The following is a 20,212-nucleotide window of genomic DNA, read 5'->3' as shown; positions in this document are numbered from 1 at the left end:
CTCCTTTCGTAATCTCTTCTAATCATGTACTTTCCTTCGTGAAAAAAACGAACGTTTCTTGGGTTGTTGTGCCATCATATGCATTAAAATATGTGAAAACACTTTATCCATCTGTGCGTCCTTGTCAAAAGGGTCGATATGTAACGGCAGACCATATACACTCGATGTATCCAGAGCTTTACGAATGCGCTGAACAGCTTCACTTGCTGCCAAGGGCAGACAATATATCCATTTTTCTCGTGGATACCGATGATGTGATCGAACAAAAGCGCCAATCTCCGCCTGTCTCCATTCGGCACCCGATCCTATAACAATCGGCAGATCTGCACGAAGGAATTCTTCCAGCCGGTTCTGGTCCTGACCACTACCAAGATCCATCACGATGAATTGATAACTCCCCCCAAGCAAAGACAAAATATCCGCTCGCCCGGATTGTTTCCAATAATGCACACCATCCACTGCAAACTGTCTGCCTGTTGGCACCGGTTTACCCGCTTGAGCGATTTGTTGGATTCTTGCAAAGGATTGAGAGCGAGGTGACATTTCAATCACAGCTACTTTGAAGTTTTGCCTTTCGAGATAATGACTGATAGCTATAGCCGTGTGGGTAACCCCTACACCAGATGAAGCACCAGTCAAGGCAATCACTCTTGTTCCGCCATTCAAGGTCAGGGTTGCATCTCCACCAGGCGATATTCCACCGGGTATGCGGAGCAGTTCCTTCCGCACCTCATCGGCAGATTGGAATCGCTCCTCGGCATTATATCTCAACAGCCTTCTTGCCACAGGGATGTACGTCCGTGGAACATCACTCCGGATAGAGCTTTCCACACCTTGAATCCATTCCGTATAGGCCCCACTTGTCATAAGATACAGCAGCAATGCCCCGAGTCCATATAGATCTGAACGGGCGTCGGTCTGACCCGAGCCATATTGTTCTGGAGCGGCGAAGCCAGCTGTTCCCAACTTGACGGTATCTTCGGCACTTTGCGGTTTGTAACTTCTGGCGATACCAAAATCGATTAATCGTACTTCATGTTCCGGGGTGATCATGATATTTGATGGTTTCAGATCCCTATAGATGACAGGTGGATTCAGATTATGCAGATAACTCAACACATCCAGCAATTGAAGCACCAGCTCCGTCAACTGCTCCATCGGGATCTTCCCGCGGCACTGCTTGAAATACTCACTGAGCGTTAACCCTTCGATGTATTCCATCACCAAGTACGTATACCCATCTTCATCTGGTACAAAAAAATCAACAATTTGCGGCAATCTTGGATGGCGAAGTGACGTCAGGAGAGCGGCCTCCGTCTCCATACTGCCTTCATATGGCATAATCGTTACGCTTTCTTTAATTGCCCATATCTTGCCCGGCAACTTCAGATCCTCCGCCTCGTATACATGGCTCATTCCGCCTGTTCCCAGAATGGATACGATACGATATCTACCTCCCAGCAGGCTTCCGCGTTCCAGCCTGGCCGGATGTCTCATATCAATTCCTCCTTCAATACACAACAAAAAAGGGAAAGCTTCACCGAAGAAGAACAGACCGGATATCCGGTTTTGTTCGCTTCGGGATGCTTTCCCTCAGGTTTGTTATGGTTAATATTGGTATCATTATAGTACAGGCAGGAATAGATTGTAAAGCACAAAATTTAATGAGCTTAATCGAATCAATTTCATAATACCTTTAACTGCTTTAATCAAGGCTAGATCTCTTAATATTTGACCATATAGAGTGTAATCTCTTCCCGGTTATGGAACAACTGCTTGGAACGTTGAATCTGCATACGCGAACGCTCAAACGTATCGATGACATCTTTAATCATTGCCAACGGTTTTTTGTGCAATAACTTCACGGTAACGACCGCTGTCCCCCCCGGCTGAAGGCTGTATAGAAGATCCGATACAAGTCGGCTCATCAGCTTCGGACTCCAACTCATATCACATACGAGCAGATCGAATTCTCCTTCGCGGAAACGAACATCCCCTGCATTTTTTTTCAAAAATGTCAGTTTAGGCGATGCCAGTAGGGTCGCATCCATCTTCGCCGGATCTACCGCCGTTACTTCAAGCCCGCGTTCAAGCAGGAAGGAGGTCCATCCACCTGGTGCTGCACCGATATCAAGTGCTTTATGAAATGAAGTAAAGTCAATGCCAAACGTTTGCTCGGCTTCAAGCAATTTGAATTTGGCCCGCGAGATCTGTCCGTCTTCTTTTTGAAAACGTACAGCTCCCCCACTCCAGTCTGACAGGTTCTGTTCAGGTCTGGATATGCCAGCATACAACATATCATTGGCAGCAAATACAGAAATGACATATTCAGCATCACGTACAACCCATTCACAGCCTAGCTCATCCAGCTTTTCAGTTAGCAGTTGCTTCAATGAGGCTGCATTTTCTTGCCAAAAAGCCCCTTCTGCCTTCCGTACCTGTAGCACGACAGAGGCACCGTTCAATTCCTTATGATTCAACACAAATGCAATCAATTTTTCAATAGACTGCTCCGAATCTTCTGTATTCTCCTGAAACTGAACAGGTTGGATATGACGTAAAAACGTTGGATACTCTGCCCACAGCTTATCTGCAACTTCTTCCTCCGCTACAGGCAGACCCGCAAGCAATATTTCTCCTGGTACGAGTACCGTGCTCTTCACCGCACCAAACGTACGGCGCAACTCTTCCTGAGCATAAGGGGCAAAGCCATGATTGGCCGTGCAGATAAAACGGGAGAAGTTGCCTTCTTCCCAAGACGATTGTGTACTCAAATTGTGTTACCCTCCAGAACGTACGCGTATCCACGGACGACCATTATCCCACTGGATATCGACCGGAACATCGTACGTATGCTTAATTGTATCTTGTGTCAAAACTTCATGTTTGGGGCCAGCTGCTGCAATACGTCCATCGCGGATCAAGGCCACATGTGTAAATAAAGGTACGATCTCTTCAACATGATGTGTTACATACACAACTGTAATATTACGCTGGCGCAGACGATCAATCTCAGCCAGCATTTTCTCACGTTCATATAAGTCTAGTCCGGCACAAGGCTCGTCCATAATCAGCAATTTCGGCTCAGCCATTAATGAACGAGCAAGCATGACTTTTTTGCGCTCCCCTTGGGATAACGTTCCTAGCGGGTTGTTAGCCAGGTTGGCAAAACCCATGTCATGCAGCAAACTCATGGCCTTTGCTTTTACTTCATCAGGAATTGTCTGATAAAAACGCAAAAAAGCATAAGCTCCTGTAGCGACGACCTCCCATACCGGATCTCTGGGTGTGAGTTTCTCAATCAACGTTTGGCTGATATAACCGATTTCCTTACGAACTTCCCTGACGTCACATTGTCCATACAGATTACCGAGTACTTCAATGCGTCCCTGGCTTGGAAACATATATCCGTTCATCATTTCCAGCAACGTTGTTTTGCCAGAACCATTCCGACCCAGAATAACCCAATGTTCGCCTTGTTCGATGCGCAAATGTACATCATCCAAGATTTGATTCTCTTCTCGTCTAAGTGAGACATGTTCCATCGAAATTATACTCATTTCAGCACCGCCTTCCGGATCTCCGAGAGCAAATGCTCCACAGAGCTCATCCGATAAACCATTTTCGGAACATCTTGCTGGCCGTCAAACAGCATCACTGCTGGCACACTTGAAATTTTAAATTGTTGTACAAGTTCAGGAATGTCATGGATGTTCATTTCGAATAAAATACCTTCTGGCAGCATGTGCTCTACTACTTCCAACATACGCCGTGCTGCCGCACATGTCCCACATAAAGGGGTATATATAAATACAGCCTGTGGCATGCCTTCCCATACACTGCGCATTAACATTTTGGATGTAATTGGCTTCATTAACTTTCTTCTCCCGCGGCAACACGCAGCATGACCTCACCCGTCATTGGTCCATTATGAATGGTTACCGAATCCGGTTTATTGCTATATAACATCTCGTACATCTGGCGTTTCCCAAACATACTGGACGTATGCAAATAGATCTCACGCGGAAATAAACCTTCTCGTACAATGGATGCCGCGACCTCACCGCCATTAGGCGAATCCGGACCAAGCTCATAATCCAGAGACAAAATGTCCACGTCACCTTCTCTTAGCAGCATCAGGCACTCTTCTGCATTCGTTGCCAGAACAAATCCTTTCGGACAGGCCCGATAGTCATCCAAAAAAACATGCATACAATCGCTCCTCTCCCCATTATAGCCAGGAACGCATGAGCGCTATATCATCACGGTGCGTTCCATCTTCGCCCGTTTCTGTCTCGAGCACAACAACCGCTTTTTGGAACTCAGGCGCAGTTAACAATGCTTTCATTGATTCATTTCCGATATATCCCTGTCCGATCCTCGCATGTCTATCCTTACACGAACCAGACGCATATTTGGAATCATTAAAATGTACAGCAGCAACATTATCCCAGTATCCTAGCATCCTACCCTTATCAAGCATCGCCGCTTCGTTGCCTGACGACCACAAACCTGAAGCAAAAGCATGGCATGTGTCAAAACAAAAAGCAATATGCTCCGGATATCGACTCAATTTGCGAATCTGTATCATTTCTTCCATTGTCGTGCCCATGGGGCCATGATCACCTGCCTGATTTTCAATCAGCACCTTCGAATGTCCATTCCAATTCTCCAAGGCGGTATCCAGACAATGAATGAGGTTCTGATAGCCCTCCAGCGGATCGCTGGTTTTGATATGTCCAAAATGGACCACCGTCCCAACAGAACCGCAAGCATTTGAAATTTCAAGATCATTGCGAATAGAGGCTATTGTAGCATGAAACCCCGCCTCTCCACGGGTCATGCCCAACGCCGGATTCGTAGGATAGGGTGAATGTGCAATCGAAGCAAGTCCCTGCTGTTCACACCAATCCCTGCACTGCTCAGCATCCTTGAGATCCAGACTTTTCAGACCAAGACTACGCGGGTTCTTCGGAAAATACTGAAACGCCGTTGCCCCCATCGCATGTGCTCTCTTGGCTGCCTGAAGAAATCCACCTCTAGTGCTGACATGTGCCCCGATACCGGTTTTAGGCCTCATTCTGGCATTTCGGACAGAAGAATGCCTTCTTGCCCGTAATTTCCACTCGTTCAATCGTTCCCCCGCAGCGCGGACAAGTCTCACCTTCCCGGTCGTATACGCGACATTGCTCGTCAAAGCTTCCTGTCTTCGTATCCCCTTGCATCAGTGGCATTTCCATATAACCACCCTCAGAAGCTGCTTCGCGCAACACGGACTGCATCGAATGGAACAAGCGCTCCGTCAGCTCTGGTGAAGTCGCGATGTTCTGCGTTTTGGAGCTTGGTCTCAGACCGGCAGCAAACGCAATCTCATCCGAATAACAGTTGCCGATCCCCGCAATAATATGCTGGTTCACCAACGTTGTCTTGAGTGTACCCCGACGGCCTTTCAACAGGGAAGCAAAACGTTCCACGTTCATCCGTCGATCCAGTGGTTCAGGTCCAAGATCAGACATCGCCTCTTCTGTTTCTTTCGAAGTAAGCAGATGTAAATAACCCAAGCGCAGTCCGATAAAGAATAAAATGTGATCCCCAAACTGGATTTCCACTTGCGTGGAACGATCAGGGCGTTCTTCTTCCGTGCCCCAGAAAATCATACCGCCCAACATGAGGTGCAGCACCAGACGTTTGCCATTAGCCAAGTGGAAAATCAGATGCTTCGCTCGGCGCTCAACAAATATGATGTGATTGCCTGTAAGTTCACTGATGAACAGATCAGGCTCCGTATTTATCGTTTTATCGCGATTAATTACAACACCTGTAATCAGTAGATCAAGTATTTTCTCGGACAGCAAGGTCCGGTAATTTTCCATTTCCGGCAGTTCCGGCATCATACATTACCCCTTTTTGGAAGCTTGGTCTGTCTCTTGCGACAGCCACTCCATCAATTTATGCAAATCTTCAAACACATGATCAGGTCGAGCCTTGGCTGCTTGAATGTGTCCATCCATATTATCCCGTGTTGTCACACCGGTAAGTACCAACAGCGTCTCACACCCTGCTGCCACTCCAGCTGCAATATCGGTTCGCATATTATCTCCGATCACTGCCACTTCATGAGACGCCAGATTTAGCCGGCTAATGGCTGACTTCATTATAACACTCGATGGCTTACCAATAACGGTAGGATGAACTCCGGTCGCTGCTTCAATTGCTGCTCCAATAGTCCCCGCTCCAGGTGTCAGTCCATCATCGGAAGGAAGCTGCAAATCCGGGTTGGTCATAATGAATTTTGATCCCGCATTAATCCACCTTAGCGCCTTGGTCAGTTTATGATAGGAAAATTCACGATCAATCCCCTGTATTACATAGTCTGGTGCATCTTCCGTCAGCTGTAGTCCTGCTTCTTCTATGGTTTGCAGCAGTCCTGCTTCTCCAATACATGCCACTTTTGCACCCGGGGACTCTTCAGCAACATATTCGGCAGCCGCCACAGCAGAAGTACATACTTGAGACGCGTCGGCAGGTATGCCCATCCCGTTCAGATGATCTGCCACACCTTGTGGTGTACGGGAAGAATTATTGGTTACGAATAAATACGGCTTTCCTAGCTCCTGCAGTGTTCGAATAAGCTGATCGGCTCCTTCGATACGATGTCTGCCATGATAGAGCGTACCATCCAAGTCAATCAGATAGGCCTTAATCACACACAGCACTTCCTTTCTTTATTCCATTAACGTTTCATGTCCTTAATCAATTTACCTCGAACTTGACCGCGAACATATGTATTCAAGCAAAAAATAATGGCTTGCTGACATGAGCACGCAACAAGTCGAACCGGATCGAACACCGACGGTTTAACTCGCGCGTCTTCTGTACAAGCTTGTCATTTCCTGCGCTTTCCCGGAAAATAATTCGAATCATTTCCCTCTTCATATTGCCCATCCTACACGCTTTCTGACCAGATTGCAAAAGGGACCGCGGGAGTTCCTCTCCCTCAGTCCCGTGCAATTACCCGGATCTTTATATGACGTGTTTAGCCGTGCACTGGTTCGCAATCAGGGTTAAGATTCTTGCTTGCGATGCACGACAGGAATAAGCTGGTGTTCGTTTGCAAGTCTGGTATTCGGGAATACGGACTGCGCCTCTTCCAAAAGTGGCTGAAGTTGATCCTCATCCTTATAGCGTGAACTGAAGTGAGTCATGATTAGTTGCCCTACATTGGCTGCTCTAGCCGCTTCTGCCGCTTGTTTAGAAGTACTATGATAGTACTCATGCGCTGTATCGGCCAGATCATGCATGAATGTAGCTTCATGCACAAGTACATCCGCATTGATGGAAAGAGGCTGTACATTGTCACATGGACGTGTATCACCCAATATGGTGATCACCATGCCTCGTTTTGGTGCTCCCAATACATCTTCTGGACGAAGCGAATCACCGTTATCCAGCGTAATGGTTTCTCCACGTTTCAGTCGGCCGAACAATGGGCCTGGTTTCAGACCATATTCCGCCAGTTTGGCTGGGTCCAGGCTTCCTGGACGATCTTTTTCTGTGATCCGGTATCCATAACTGTCAATCCGATGCTCAAGCAAAGCAGCTTCCACGATAAAACTGTCATCCTCGAACAGGACGCCGCCCGTATGTTCCACGATATTCAAATCATAGTTCACCCGGGATTGGCTAAGCTCCATTGTTGTACTGATCATTCGTTCTGTACCTGGCGGACCATATACCGTTAATGGTGTTGTGCCACCTTGATAGGCTCTGCTTGAAAGCAGTCCCGGAAGCCCAAATACATGATCACCATGCAGGTGAGTAATGAATATTTTCTCCAATTTGCTTAGTTTAAGCGGAGAACTTAAAATCTGGTGCTGCGTTCCTTCCCCGCAGTCAAACAACCACAAAGCTCTGCGCTCATCCAACATGCGTAGCCCAATGGAAGTTACATTCCGTTGAAGCGTAGGTACACCAGCATTAGTTCCCAGGAAATATAGTTCCATTCTGGATCGCACCTCTTTCTGTTGCCAGCAAAAAACCTCCGACATTGCGGAGGGCTTTGCCTGACACTCAACTGATTTATGCCTTTTCTACGTTAAAATACTTGGCTTGCGGATGGCTGAATACCATCGCTGATACGGATGCTTCAGGTTCCATCATGAAACCTTCCGTCAATTCCACCCCGATATCCTCAGGCTGCAGCAACTTGAATAGCGGCCCTTGGTCTTCCAGATCCGGACAAGCCGGATATCCGAAGGATACCCTGATCCCCTGATAGCGTGCACCGTGACGTTGCTTCATGGTCATCTGAGCAGAATCAGGGAATCCCCAGATATCTCTCATCATGTGATGCACACGTTCAGCTAACCCCTCTGCTACCTCGAGCGCTACGGATTGCAGAGCATGCGAGCGAAGATAATCCCCTTGATCTTTCCACGCAGTGGATAGTTCACGTACCCCGTGTCCGGCAGTGACTACCATGAAACCAACGTAATCCATTTGACCGGATTCAACAGGCTTCAGGAAGTCGGACAGACACAAGAACGGCTCGACTTTTTGACGTGGGAACGTAAATGTATGCAAAATATTACTGGTGTCCTTTGGATCATAGATAATGACGCTGTTACCACTGGACTGAGCCGGGAAGAAACGATACATGGCATGAGCCTGAATAATCCCGTCACGAACAGCCTCTTGCATGATATCATCCACGACTGCTTTCAGGTCGGTAGCCTTCTTATCACCTGAAGCAAGCAGTTGTTCTACTGAACCGCGCAGACCCAGATGGTGTCCAAGCAACATCTGCATGTTCACGTATGGCAGGATGTGTGATAACGGATAATTGCGCATCGTATGCCGCTCCAGATCAGGCGGGACAAGAACTGGATTATCTACAGCAATATCCGAACGCTCCACTCGTGTAAGCTCTGGAAGAGCCTGAACAGCTACAGCACCTGAAGCGTCAGCTTCTTTTTCAGCTTCCATCTCCAGTTGCATCACTTCACGTGAAACGGGATTCATCAATTTGTTCGCCAGATCCAGACCGTCCATCGCGTCTTTAGCGTATACAACCATTCCGTTATATTCAGGACGGATACGATTTTTGGTGAATTTACGTGTTAGCGCCGCTCCACCAACCATAATAGGCACATCAATACCTGCTGTTCGCAAATCCTGAGCGGTAAGAATCATCTGTTGCGCTGATTTTACCAATAGACCCGAGAGGCCGATCGCATCGACTTTTTCTTCTCGGTAGGCCTCAATGATACGTTCTGGTGGTACTTTTATACCCAAATTAATGATCCGGTAACCGTTATTGGACAGGATGATCTCAACCAGGTTCTTACCGATGTCATGCACATCACCCTTAACCGTGGCGAGAATGATCTTGCCTTTAACCGAAGTCTCGTTCTTCTCCATGAACTGCTCCAGATATGCTACAGAAGCCTTCATGACTTCAGCACTCTGCAACACCTCAGCTACAATCAATTCATTGTTGTTAAAGAGACGACCGACTTCCTCCATCCCCCGCATCAGTGGACCGTTAATCACTTGAAGTGCTGTGTATTTGGCAAGTGCCTGTTCGAGATCCGGCAGCAATCCTTCTTTGCTTCCTTCCACAACATATGAAGCGAGACGCTCTTCTAATGAAAGGTTCGAGATTTTCTCCTTCTTCTCAACCTTCTTGTTACGAAACGCCGCTACGAACGCCGCCAGTGTAGCATCATTCGTATTATATAAGAGTTCTTCCGAGAGTCTGCGTTCTTCTGCCGGAATGGACGCATAACGCTCCAGTTTCTCTGTGTTTACGATGGCATAGTCGAGACCTGCTTTGGTACATTCATACAAAAATACAGAGTTCAGCACTTCACGGCCTGCTTCTGGCAGTCCGAATGAAATGTTACTGATTCCGAGTATCGTATGACATTCAGGCATCGCTTCCTTAATAACTCTTATACCTTCAATGGTTTCTTTGGCTGAACCAATGTACTGTTCATCTCCCGTACCTACCGGGAACACCAACGTATCGAAAATGAGGTCTTCTGGTTTGAGTCCATATTTGTTCACCAGCAGATCGTAAGAGCGCTTGGCTACGTCAAGCTTGTCCTCCCGACTAATCGCCTGACCCCGTTCATCGATCGTTCCGACAACAACAGCACCACCATATTTATGAAGCAACGGCGTAATCAGCTCAAATTTCTCTTCGCCATCCTCAAGGTTAATGGAGTTAATTATCGCTTTACCTTGACAGTACTGGAGGGCCAGATCAATTACGGAAGCATCTGTCGTATCAATCATGAGAGGAACCTTAACTTTTTTCACAACCAATTCAAGGAACTTCACCATGTCTTCAGACTCTTCGCGGTCTGGGTCTTGTACACACACATCAACAATGTGCGCTCCATTTTTCACTTGAGCACGGGCAATTTCCGAAGCTTCTTCATATTTGCCTTCTACAATGAGTCGTTTGAATTTCCGTGATCCTAGCACATTCGTACGCTCACCAACCATGTATGGACGATTGTCCTGTTCAATATAAATTGGTTCTATACCAGACAATGCCGGTGGATGTGTTCCGTTCATTTCTCTTGGGGGGTACTGGGCAAGTGTGTCGCGCATCGCCCGAATATGTGCAGGGGTTGTCCCGCAACATCCACCAGCGATATTCAACCAGCCCTGTTCGGCAAAAGCACCAATCTTCTGAGCAAGCGAGTCTGGTGACTCATGGTAATTACCATTCTCATCCGGAAGACCCGCGTTCGGGTAACAACTAACAGCAACCGATGCCATAGCGGAAAGTGAGCGAATGTGATCACGCATGAACTCCGGACCCGTAGCACAGTTTAGTCCTACCGAAATTGGGTTAAGGTGTTCTAAGGATATATAAAAGGATTCGATATTCTGACCTGCAAGGGTCGTTCCCATCGGTTCTATCGTTCCTGATATCATCAGGGGCAGTATAACGCCACTCTGTTCGAAGGCCTGCTGAATTCCAATGCTGCCTGCTTTTACATTGAGGGTATCCTGTGAGGTTTCGAGTAGTAGCGCATCAACGCCTCCCTCTATTAAAGCAAGCGCTTGCTCCAAATAACTGTCGATAAGTTCCTGGAACGTCACTCCCCCAGTTACAGACAGTGTTTTGGTTGTTGGTCCCATCGCACCTACCACATAACGTGGAGATTCAGGTGTAGAGAAACGATCAACCGCAGCTTTCGCAATTCTGGCTGCTTCCAAGTTGATCTCGCGTGCCCGATCCTGAATATCGTATTCAGCAAGCACGACAGATGTCGCACCAAATGTATTGGTTTCAATTAAATCGGCGCCGGCCTCCAGATATTCTTCATGAATGCGCTGGATTATCTCTGGACGAGTAAGCACTAACATTTCATTACATCCATCCAAATCTTCGCCGCCAAAATCTTCGCCAGTCAGATCAACTTGTTGAATCATGGTCCCCATTGCACCGTCGAGGATTAATATTCGTTGTTTTAATGCATCGTGTAGACTAATCTTATCCAATATCTTCACCCCCGCAAAACGTTAAATATTAGTTTAACAGAAACTAACTTAATGTGAAAGATCGGGTTTAGTCCCGAAAGATGGCGAGTTTGCACGAATATGAACGGAAATTTGAGAATCGACAAAAACAGAGCAATCCGATATAATTCAATTAAACCAAGTGGAAAAGAGGGAAAGAACATGGCTGAAATTGTTATCCGAAATACGAACGAACGCATCACTGGTGACGAAAATGTTCGAAATTTCTTAAACAAATACGAAGTATTATATGAGAAGTGGGACGCATCCAAACTGAACACTGATCTGCAAAATAACTTTGGATTAACGGATGAACAGAAAACCGAGGTTTTGGAAACTTACGATGTTGAAATCAGAGATTTGGCTGCACGTCGCGGATACCAGATCTGGGATGTCATCACACTGTCCGAACAAACACCAGATATCGAAGAAAAGCTGGCCAAGTTCGAAGAGATCCACACCCACGCTGAAGATGAGATTCGCGCCATTGTCGCTGGTAAAGGAATCTTTGTTATCAAAGCTACAGATGATGTGGGCTACTTTAATGTAGAACTGTCTCCTGGAGACGTTATCTCTGTACCTGAGAATACACCGCACTTCTTCACCTTAATGGAGAACAAACAAATTATTGCTGTACGTCTGTTCATCGAAAAAGATGGCTGGATTGCAGATCCATACCCTGATCCTACATTTATCAAACAAGCCTGACATGACTCTATAAAATTTTAGTATGCAAAACGGAACGAACAAAGCTACAGCTTTCTTCGTTCCGTTTGTTTTCTATATTTCACTAAACATTCCCTTTGTTGCCCCAATGCCTGTCTCAATCTTTTAAATTTACATCTTTCTTCTACATTTTAACGAGAGACCGTTATGTAATGATGAATTTTCTATCTTGATTGTAAAGCTTTCCCCACATTTCTAACACACTATTCTATGCTACTTAACCAGTTAAATATATTCCTGTACCAAAACACTTTTTCCTTCGCCAAGAACAGTCTTACGTCCCTAAATTGGGCATATCCCATTGCTGGCATAAAAATACACCTCCTAAATTTCCATGGTATACCAGAGATTTATCCGAATGTGTTTTTTAAAGAGTGCACTTCAGAAGTGTTTACCGATTTTGCTTCGGCTCTGAAATCAGTATAGAAGTTCATGAAGGTGCTAACCCTTCTTTTGAGCTTATAGTTATCATATCTTAGTCAGCTGCCTCTGTGAGTAAATTAAATAAGCGCTCGGTAAACTCCAGTTCTTTTTCGTGTATGCCTTTAATTATTTGAATACATTTGAAAATGCTCTCACCATTCTTTAGATTTTTTTTAAAAAAAGTTCCTCAAAGAAAATATACTTTCTTGAAGAATGTACAAAGGGGAGTTCCTCCTCTTGAGTGTTTTGGTGTCGTTACCAAAAAACTTCTCCAAGTTGGGGTGAAGTCCTTTTTTATGCTCGAAAAACCTTTGTGTAACAAGGGCTTAGATTAATGCAAAATGCTCAATACAAATATTTCAGTATCAAAAAAACATATAATTCAGTGAAATAATCTTTTTTGTGCTGCAAAAAAAAAGCAATCCCTAGCTATTTAACGATAAGTATCCGTTAAGATAATAGAGAGTGCTAAAGATAGATATTAAAACCTAATGTTATCAAAAAAATTTAGAAATTAGCGATCAGGCCCTCTAATTCAGTCAGGTGCTTAATTTCATGATCTGGCGAATAGGTTTCATTGTTAATTTTGTTTTCCCGGTTAATCCAAACTGCAAGAATACCTGAAGACAGCGCACCACGAATATCCGTTGTTAATTTGTCCCCAACCATCATGCTTTCTTCCGGTTTAACACCCAGTCTACATATAGCATGTTCGAAAATGGACGGGTCTGGTTTGCCTTTACCGAAGCTGCCCGAGATAATAATCTCATCAAAGAATGGAGATAACTCAGGCACACCATCAAGCTTCTCTTGCTGTAACGCAGGACATCCATTAGTCAAAAGCAGTAATTTGTACTTCCCTTGCAAATGACGCAGCGTATCCATCGTTTCCTCATAAATATGAGGTCTCGATCGGCGTTCTGTCCCAAACTGCGAGGCCAAACGTTCCGCAAGCTCTTCCTGATCAACACCCAGCTTTAGCAAGCCGCGGCGCCAGGACTCTTTGCGATAGATTGGAGCCAACTGTTCAAGCTGACGAAATTCCGGTTGTTCTCCCCCTGTGAAATTGGCCCATAGGCCTTCAAATGGATTGATTCCAATCATTTTGGTAAAAGGAAAGGTTTCATAAGATTCATACAGCCCACGTGCCTCATTACGAACAGCTTCTTCAAGTTCTTCTGGTTTAACACCAGTCTCTGTAGCCGCAATGAGACAAGTCTCATGAAAAGCTTCTCGAACACTACGCTCATCCCACAATAAAGTATCATCTAGGTCGAACAAAATCGCTTTTAACGCCATTCCGATCATCTACCCCTTTATGCAATAATTACTTTTCGACGGTTTCCACGGTGATCTGGTGTGCTTTTGCAAACTTCAGCAAACGTTCTGCAATCGCATCTGTATCGTAACGATTCAATAACTTGGTGAACACCCATCTTTTCCCGCGACTGTTATGTTCGATAACAACTGTACCTGGTTCAATTCTGAATTTAACAATATCGTCAACCCCGATTGAACGTTCACGATTACCCTTCGTCGTTATAATCCGATTACTGCTAATCTTGATGTATGGACGGCGAAGCATGAAGATGACTGCCAAAAATACGTAAAGCAGCATCGTCACCCAGTCCCAGGTTGTCATCGGAGCTTGCACAAGGAACGTGCTCATAAACAGGTACAAAAAGGCGAGACCGATCAAAAATATAGGGAACAACAGGCTGCGTCCCTTAAAGACTTCTTCACCTGGTGTACCTGTGATTGGTTGACCACTTTTTTTGCGTTGCTGATTTAACTGCTTGGAATTTTTCTTAACCGTTCTCTCGAACGAACGCGACATGAGAATCCCCCTTATGTGTCTTTGTATCGGCTTACATAACTGTAAACCAACATTTCCCCCTATAAATTGCACACTCAAAATAACAGGAAGAAACCTAAATATCATAATGATATCATTAGGTTTCGTTAGTGTTTGAGTTTGCCTTGGTGGCCTTTGTCATTCTCATCATCAACAATCTCAATGGTATCCAGTTGTTGTCTGAAATTACTGCGAATATTGCTCAAATAAATCTCTCTTAGCTCGGCACGTTCAGCAAGTTCTTCCTCCGACAATCCAGTGGACTTTTGCTTACGAGCCAATTCGTTAATGCGCGCTACCAGACTATCTATATCCAAGCTTGTCCCCTCCAAAAATACAAAGTCATATTAACTTTGCCATGATAAAGGCTGCTTGTCAAGCTGACACGCGCTAACACTCATTGATGTGCATTTTATTCTGCAAATTGCGGTAGAGCTAGTACTTGTCCCACTCGGATGGAAGTCGTATGAAGTTGATTCACTTTCTTAATTGCTTCTATATAAATACGTGTATCCATATTCGTCGGTTTATGTTCCAAAGAAATACTCCATAGTGTTTCCCCTTGTGAAACAGCTATCTTTCCTCCAGGCAGAACATCATTCTCATTGCCGGCAAATACAGTTAAAACGGTGCTGCATCCAATAAATATAATCATAGAGGTAATGGCTACCTTTAACATCCATGAAGAAATCTTGAAACGCGCTAAAACCTTCTTGTAGTTCCCTATGTTAGACTTCACCAGTTCCGAATTCATTGGTTCATAAATGCTTTGATAAGTAGAATATCTCATTAAATACCCGCCTCCAAACGTTTGTTCCTATCTGTTGAAATCAATATAACACGAACACTTGTTTTGTTCAATAGATTTTCAGAACAATTGTTCGCTTCTTTTTTGAAACAGAGGTATCTGAATTGATGTCCTTTTGCAAAGCATTTGCAGTATTATGCTCTGACTTTTGGACAAATTCTGTTCTGAAAGGTAAAAAACACTGATTTAATGCCATTTTATTTAGAACTTATGTTTGTACGAACGGAGGTTCTATGTTATAATTTTCCCAAACGTTACTAAAATGGGGTTGATACGGTATGTCGAAGATATCCAGCAGGCAGCAGGCTATTCTGGAGTTTATACGAAATGAAGTCCGGTTGAAGGGGTATCCTCCTTCCGTACGGGAAATTGGTGAAGCTGTTGGACTAGCTTCCAGCTCAACAGTACATGGACATTTGGATCGTTTGGAGAAAAAAGGTTTGATCCGACGCGACCCTACCAAGCCAAGAGCCATTGAGCTTTTGAGCCAGGAAGAATCTGAGCATTCTCATCAATTTGCTCATAGCGTCGCACGTATTCCTGTCGTTGGTAAGGTTACAGCCGGGGTTCCGATCACTGCAACCGAGAACATTGAAGACTACTTCCCTCTTCCTACACATTATGTAGGCGAACAGAAAGTGTTTATGCTTTCGGTAGTCGGAGATAGTATGGTGGAAGCTGGAATCGTTAACGGAGATTACGTTATTGTCCGTCAACAGCAAACTGCTGATAACGGTGATATTGTCGTTGCAATGACTGAAGACGATGAAGCTACAGTGAAAACGTTCTATAAAGAGAAAGATCATATTCGCCTTCAACCGGAGAATGCGACCTTCGAACCTTTACGTTTGAAACACGTTAGTATTCTGGGTAAAGTCATTGGCCTTTTCCGAGATATTCATTAATATTTAACTTGAGTAACAAAACTAGATGCAATGAAATACGAAAGAGGTTGTCCTGATGAACAGGACAACCTCTTTTTCATGTTTATGTTATTTTAGCGGCTAATTACTCACTGCGTTTCAGAACACTCTTGTGATGCGAGAACACATCAAAGCTCTGTTGTCCGTGATATGAGCCCATACCGCTCTCTCCTACACCACCAAACGGGAGATAGTGTGAAGTCATATGAGAAAGTGTGTCATTAATACATCCGCCACCGAAGGATACTTGATTCAGAACCTGATCCTGCAATTGCTCATCCTGTGTGAAGAGATATAGCGCCAATGGTTTTGGCCGGCGGACAATCTCATCCAGCATAGGGTTCAGGTCACTGTACGTAAATACAGGAAGAATCGGACCGAAGATCTCTTCTTGCATGACAGCTGATTCCCAGTTCAAATCACCAATTACCGTCGGCTCAATAAGCAACTGCTCACGTACAGAACGCCCACCTATCAGCGTTTTGCCATCTGTGAGGAATTTCGACAACCGATCAAAGTTACGCGCGTTAACAATATGCGGGAAATCAGCGTTCTGTAACACATCATCCCCAAATTTATCTTTGATCTCTGCGCCAATCAGATTGATCAGTTCATCATGAACTTGTTCATGCACAAGCAAGTAATCCGGAGCAACGCATGTTTGCCCCGCATTCAGGAACTTACCACGAACAATACGCTGGGCCACCAGCTTCAGATCTGCATCACTGTGCACAATAGCAGGACTCTTGCCCCCTAGCTCCAGGGTTACAGGAGTCAAATGCTCCGCTGCTGCCTTCATAACAATGCGACCAACCCCCGTACTGCCTGTGAAGAAAATATAATCAAACTTCTCTTTCAACAATGCTGTGCTAGCCTCGACTTCCCCTTCCATAACCGCAATATACTCCTGAGGGAAGATCTCTTGAATCAGATCATACGTCAGACGAGATACGGCTGGTGTTAATTCAGAAGGCTTGATAACTGCACAGTTACCGGCTGCAATTGCTCCAATCAGTGGACCAAAGGCCAGTTGGAAAGGATAGTTCCAAGGTGCAATTATAAGAGCCACCCCGTATGGTTCAGGGTAAATGGTGCTCACCCCATCCGGCATAGCCGAATTGGTTGGGACATGTTTTGGTGCAGCCCATTCCTGCAGGTGTTCTAATGCAAAATCCAGTTCACCCAAAACAATGCGAATCTCGGAACCGTAAGCTTCCGCCTCAGATTTGTTCAGATCCGCCCGAAGTGCGTCTTGAATCCGTTGCTGATACTTTTCAATTCCCTTTCTAAGCTGTTGAAGCGCATTAATCCGATACTCAATATTTTTAGTTTGTCCTGTATAAAAAAATGTACGTTGTTCTGTCACCAGTTGTTTTGCCTGATTCATATTAACATCTCCAATTAATTATTTAAAATTAAATTGTTCAAAATTTAATTAAAGTATACCTCTTCTATATGAAACTTTCAACATACAAATGAAACATTCACATTGTATGTATTTGAATGATGGTTTGAATTTTAAAAGAGTGAATGTTAGTATTCCTTTCTATTTCGTGGCTATCAGAATTTCTAAGGAAGTTTGATTTAAATCTTTTGTTTCAGACAGTTTAATGCACTGTAGAAAGAATTTTAATTTCAGTTTCTCTTTAATAGGTTAGTAGATAAATGATAATGGTATTTGCGCTGTTACTAACATGAATTGATACATTTCTTCAAAATAGAAATGTTTAGTTACCACATATAAAAAACTCCCCTTTCATTAATGAAAAGAGAGCTTTACGATTATTTATCGGTGAACGAATGCATCATGTTAAAAGTAAGCCATGGTTACAGACAAACATAGGCTTCTTTGGTGACCCTTTTATCTGCTTCCATCTATATAACTCATCATCAGTTATTTTAAGTTTTCCACGCAATCATGTGCCTAGTTTCGTGTTTTTTATGAATTGCCCATACCTTGATTTGAGGGTAATCAACAGGCTCTATTCTTAAACATCCCGGGTTTGCACACTTTCCACCAGTCTCACCAAGAAGTTTTTTTATTTTTTCTAGATACGTTTTTCCTTCTTTATGCAACTCCCTAGGATAATTCGCGTAATAATTACACTATCCTGTCCGTTATCTTAAAACTATTTTTAAGTCTAATTCAGCTGGGCTACACTTAATCGGAAAGAAAACATAATACCTTTTTCACCAAACTTGATTTATAGTCTTAATTGCTACGTTTGGAATCTTTTTAATCGCATTCTTTACAGGTATACTGCCCGGTTTTATACCAGCCTTCAAAATATCTGTAGCAGCTTGTCTGGTAAGACACGAAAAAACCAACGTTTTAACTTCATCATCTTTTGGATTATAACCACACATGTGAGCAATGGCAACTATCACTCGTATTTGCACGTACATTAATCAGCTGGTTTAGCTACTGGAAGAGTGACAACACCACCTACGCCAGTTAGAAACCTGCTTGTTACTCCTTTAATATTTTGCCAACGGATTAAAGCATCAATTGCTTTATCGGTTGAGCTTTGCTTTTTCGTAAGACCACTCTATCAATTTATTTAGTTTCTGCTGAGTAGTTAAATATTTATCTAATCGGTAATCGAAAAATGAACTTGTACGAATAAAACAAAAAAGCCGCTATAATAGCGACTTTTGGTATTATCCCCTTTAAGTAGACACTTGAAAAAACCTTCATGTTATCATGGGGGTTCAAGTGATACTTGGAGGGGATATTTTTATGGCGAAAAAAGGGCGAACATTTCAGACGTATACGGAAGAATTCAAATTGAATGCAGTTAGATCCTATGTCGAAGGTTCTTCAAGTTACAAAGTAGTCGCTGAACGCGAAGGAATTCGCAACTGTTCACAACTGAAGGTGTGGGTGAAAAAGTGGAAAAACGGGGAAGCGTTCGATCAACGAAAAAACAGTGTGCCCAATCCACTGAAGGGACGTCCCCGTACAGCCTTTGGCAGCGTGGAGGAAGAACGAGACTATCTTCAAGCACAGGTGGATTATTTAAAAAAGCGATATCCAAATCTAGTAAAGGAGAAGCGCTGAGCCAACGGGAGAACTACGATATCATCGATGAATTGCGCTGCTCGCATGGCATTACACGCCTACTATCGATTACAGGAATACCCCGATCCAGTTACTATAAATGGCGAGCAACCCAGCCGCAGCGAGACGCAAGACAAGAACGTGACCGTGAGATCAAAGAACACATGATGGCTATTCATTTTGAAAACAAAGAGTTTGGTTATCCTCGCATGACAACGGCGTTGTGGGAGGCTGGTCTGAACGTGAATCACAAGAAAGTAGGCGAATCATGCGGGAACTATCGATCCAATCGGTAATTCGTAAGAAGCGGAAGAAGTCCAGCTATACGCCATCTGTGATCTATCCTAATCGCCTGAAACGCAAATTTCACGCTACAGCACCCCAGCAAAAAATGTTGACGGATATTACCTATATTTCGGATGGGAATTCATTTGTTTACCTGTCCGTGATTCAAGACTTGTTCAACAACGAGATCGTAGCTTGGCAGTTATCTAAACGGAACGATGTTCAGCTCGTATTGGATACGGTGGAACAATGGACACAAAAAAGAGACGTTTCAGAAGCCGTGCTCCATTCGGATCAGGGCTTCCAATACACGTCTCAGGCGTACAACACACGATTAGAAGCATTCGGCATTAAGGGCAGCCACTCTCGCAAAGCAACCTGCCTGGATAACGCATGCATCGAATCTTTCTTTTCGCATCTCAAGACAGATAAGCTGTACCTTAACCAGTGTAATTCAGAAGCAGAGATTCGACAAGCCGTGGAAGATTACATGTACAATTACAACTACCGACGTTTTCAAGCCAAACTCAAACAGCGCGCACCGATTGAATATCGATGCGCACTGGCAGCATAGCTTTTTTCATCTGTCTACT

17 protein-coding genes and 1 pseudogene are annotated in these 20,212 nt (G+C 44.3%); 3 read left to right on the top strand and 15 right to left on the bottom strand.

All coding sequences use genetic code 11. From position 1 onward, the window contains the following. Positions 1-18 precede the first annotated feature (18 nt). From D829_RS0106505 to metH, 10 genes are all read right to left on the bottom strand, one after another. A complete protein-coding gene (locus D829_RS0106505) occupies positions 19-1,497 on the bottom strand; it encodes a serine/threonine protein kinase (protein WP_017688050.1) in 1,479 nt (492 codons plus the stop codon). 227 nt (positions 1,498-1,724) lie between these two features. Then, positions 1,725-2,774 carry an SAM-dependent methyltransferase gene (locus D829_RS0106500; protein WP_017688049.1) on the bottom strand — a complete coding sequence of 350 codons (1,050 nt, stop codon included), beginning with the start codon at positions 2,772-2,774 and terminating at the stop codon, positions 1,725-1,727. A gap of 6 nt (positions 2,775-2,780) precedes the next feature. Continuing rightward, positions 2,781-3,554, bottom strand: coding sequence for an ATP-binding cassette domain-containing protein (locus D829_RS0106495; RefSeq protein WP_026081035.1), 774 nt, complete (start codon positions 3,552-3,554; stop codon positions 2,781-2,783). Positions 3,555-3,556: 2 nt separating this feature from the next. Continuing rightward, entirely contained in the window at positions 3,557-3,874 is a 318-nt protein-coding gene (locus D829_RS0106490) for a thioredoxin family protein (protein ID WP_017688047.1), read from the bottom strand. Next, the gene (locus tag D829_RS0106485; protein ID WP_017688046.1) at positions 3,874-4,212 is read right to left on the bottom strand and encodes a cyclic-phosphate processing receiver domain-containing protein; all 339 of its coding nucleotides are present in this window, start codon (positions 4,210-4,212) and stop codon (positions 3,874-3,876) included. The genes D829_RS0106490 and D829_RS0106485 overlap by 1 nt, the downstream gene beginning before the upstream one ends. Before the next feature lie 19 nt (positions 4,213-4,231). Further along, positions 4,232-5,080, bottom strand: a complete 849-nt coding sequence (locus D829_RS0106480) for a deoxyribonuclease IV (protein ID WP_026081034.1) — start codon at positions 5,078-5,080, stop codon at positions 4,232-4,234. Continuing rightward, positions 5,070-5,891, bottom strand: a complete 822-nt coding sequence (locus D829_RS0106475) for a DNA-formamidopyrimidine glycosylase family protein (protein WP_017688044.1) — start codon at positions 5,889-5,891, stop codon at positions 5,070-5,072. Before D829_RS0106475 ends, D829_RS0106480 begins: the two co-directional genes overlap by 11 nt. 6 nt (positions 5,892-5,897) lie before the next feature. Next, positions 5,898-6,704, bottom strand: coding sequence for a TIGR01457 family HAD-type hydrolase (locus D829_RS0106470; RefSeq protein ID WP_152416970.1), 807 nt, complete (start codon positions 6,702-6,704; stop codon positions 5,898-5,900). 360 nt (positions 6,705-7,064) lie between these two features. Next, positions 7,065-8,003 (bottom strand): ribonuclease Z, encoded by a 939-nt coding sequence (rnz, locus tag D829_RS0106465; protein WP_017688042.1) that lies wholly within the window; start codon positions 8,001-8,003, stop codon positions 7,065-7,067. 76 nt (positions 8,004-8,079) lie between these two features. Then, entirely contained in the window at positions 8,080-11,520 is a 3,441-nt protein-coding gene (gene metH / locus D829_RS0106460; protein WP_017688041.1) for a methionine synthase, read from the bottom strand. 180 nt (positions 11,521-11,700) lie between these two features. Here metH and D829_RS0106455 point away from each other — a divergent pair, with 180 nt between their 5' ends. Next, positions 11,701-12,246 (top strand): cupin domain-containing protein, encoded by a 546-nt coding sequence (locus D829_RS0106455; RefSeq protein WP_017688040.1) that lies wholly within the window; start codon positions 11,701-11,703, stop codon positions 12,244-12,246. 948 nt (positions 12,247-13,194) lie between these two features. On the opposite strand, the gene D829_RS0106445 is transcribed toward D829_RS0106455, so the two are convergent. The 4 genes from D829_RS0106445 to D829_RS0106430 form a co-directional block, all read right to left on the bottom strand. Continuing rightward, a complete protein-coding gene (locus tag D829_RS0106445; RefSeq protein WP_017688038.1) occupies positions 13,195-13,986 on the bottom strand; it encodes an HAD family hydrolase in 792 nt (263 codons plus the stop codon). A 28-nt stretch (positions 13,987-14,014) separates the two neighbouring features. Continuing rightward, positions 14,015-14,524, bottom strand: a complete 510-nt coding sequence (locus D829_RS0106440; protein WP_017688037.1) for a hypothetical protein — start codon at positions 14,522-14,524, stop codon at positions 14,015-14,017. Between the two features lie 125 nt (positions 14,525-14,649). Then, the gene (locus D829_RS0106435) at positions 14,650-14,859 is read right to left on the bottom strand and encodes a DUF896 domain-containing protein (RefSeq protein WP_017688036.1); all 210 of its coding nucleotides are present in this window, start codon (positions 14,857-14,859) and stop codon (positions 14,650-14,652) included. Between the two features lie 95 nt (positions 14,860-14,954). Further along, positions 14,955-15,332, bottom strand: coding sequence for a LysM peptidoglycan-binding domain-containing protein (locus D829_RS0106430; RefSeq protein ID WP_017688035.1), 378 nt, complete (start codon positions 15,330-15,332; stop codon positions 14,955-14,957). Positions 15,333-15,628: 296 nt separating this feature from the next. On the opposite strand from D829_RS0106430, the gene lexA reads away from it, so the two are divergent. Then, the gene (gene lexA / locus D829_RS0106425; protein WP_017688034.1) at positions 15,629-16,255 is read left to right on the top strand and encodes a transcriptional repressor LexA; all 627 of its coding nucleotides are present in this window, start codon (positions 15,629-15,631) and stop codon (positions 16,253-16,255) included. A 103-nt stretch (positions 16,256-16,358) separates the two neighbouring features. On the opposite strand, the gene D829_RS0106420 is transcribed toward lexA, so the two are convergent. Beyond that, complete coding sequence (locus D829_RS0106420; protein ID WP_017688033.1) at positions 16,359-17,660, bottom strand: aldehyde dehydrogenase; 1,302 nt, start codon at positions 17,658-17,660, stop codon at positions 16,359-16,361. 1,353 nt (positions 17,661-19,013) lie between these two features. Here D829_RS0106420 and D829_RS30545 point away from each other — a divergent pair. After that, positions 19,014-20,193 (top strand): annotated as a pseudogene (locus D829_RS30545) (IS3 family transposase). Positions 20,194-20,212: the final 19 nt, after the last annotated feature.

The sequence above is a fragment of the Paenibacillus sp. PAMC 26794 genome, from assembly GCF_000316035.1.
Taxonomy (GTDB): domain Bacteria; phylum Bacillota; class Bacilli; order Paenibacillales; family Paenibacillaceae; genus Paenibacillus.
Note: the sequence above shows the minus strand (reverse complement) of the source record. Positions and strands in the feature narration are given on the sequence as shown.

Bases quoted from the DNA above. Each gene is read 5' to 3' on its own strand.
- D829_RS0106440 (WP_017688037.1), bottom strand. From the start codon at position 14,524: ATGTCGCGTTCGTTCGAGAGAACGGTTAAGAAAAATTCCAAGCAGTTA.
- D829_RS0106430 (WP_017688035.1), bottom strand. From the start codon at position 15,332: ATGAGATATTCTACTTATCAAAGCATTTATGAACCAATGAATTCGGAA.
- D829_RS0106480 (WP_026081034.1), bottom strand. From the start codon at position 5,080: ATGAGGCCTAAAACCGGTATCGGGGCACATGTCAGCACTAGAGGTGGA.
- D829_RS0106475 (WP_017688044.1), bottom strand. From the start codon at position 5,891: ATGCCGGAACTGCCGGAAATGGAAAATTACCGGACCTTGCTGTCCGAG.
- lexA (WP_017688034.1), top strand. From the start codon at position 15,629: ATGTCGAAGATATCCAGCAGGCAGCAGGCTATTCTGGAGTTTATACGA.
- D829_RS0106455 (WP_017688040.1), top strand. From the start codon at position 11,701: ATGGCTGAAATTGTTATCCGAAATACGAACGAACGCATCACTGGTGAC.
- D829_RS0106490 (WP_017688047.1), bottom strand. From the start codon at position 3,874: ATGAAGCCAATTACATCCAAAATGTTAATGCGCAGTGTATGGGAAGGC.
- D829_RS0106445 (WP_017688038.1), bottom strand. From the start codon at position 13,986: ATGGCGTTAAAAGCGATTTTGTTCGACCTAGATGATACTTTATTGTGG.
- D829_RS0106420 (WP_017688033.1), bottom strand. From the start codon at position 17,660: ATGAATCAGGCAAAACAACTGGTGACAGAACAACGTACATTTTTTTAT.
- rnz (WP_017688042.1), bottom strand. From the start codon at position 8,003: ATGGAACTATATTTCCTGGGAACTAATGCTGGTGTACCTACGCTTCAA.
- D829_RS0106485 (WP_017688046.1), bottom strand. From the start codon at position 4,212: ATGCATGTTTTTTTGGATGACTATCGGGCCTGTCCGAAAGGATTTGTT.
- D829_RS0106505 (WP_017688050.1), bottom strand. From the start codon at position 1,497: ATGAGACATCCGGCCAGGCTGGAACGCGGAAGCCTGCTGGGAGGTAGA.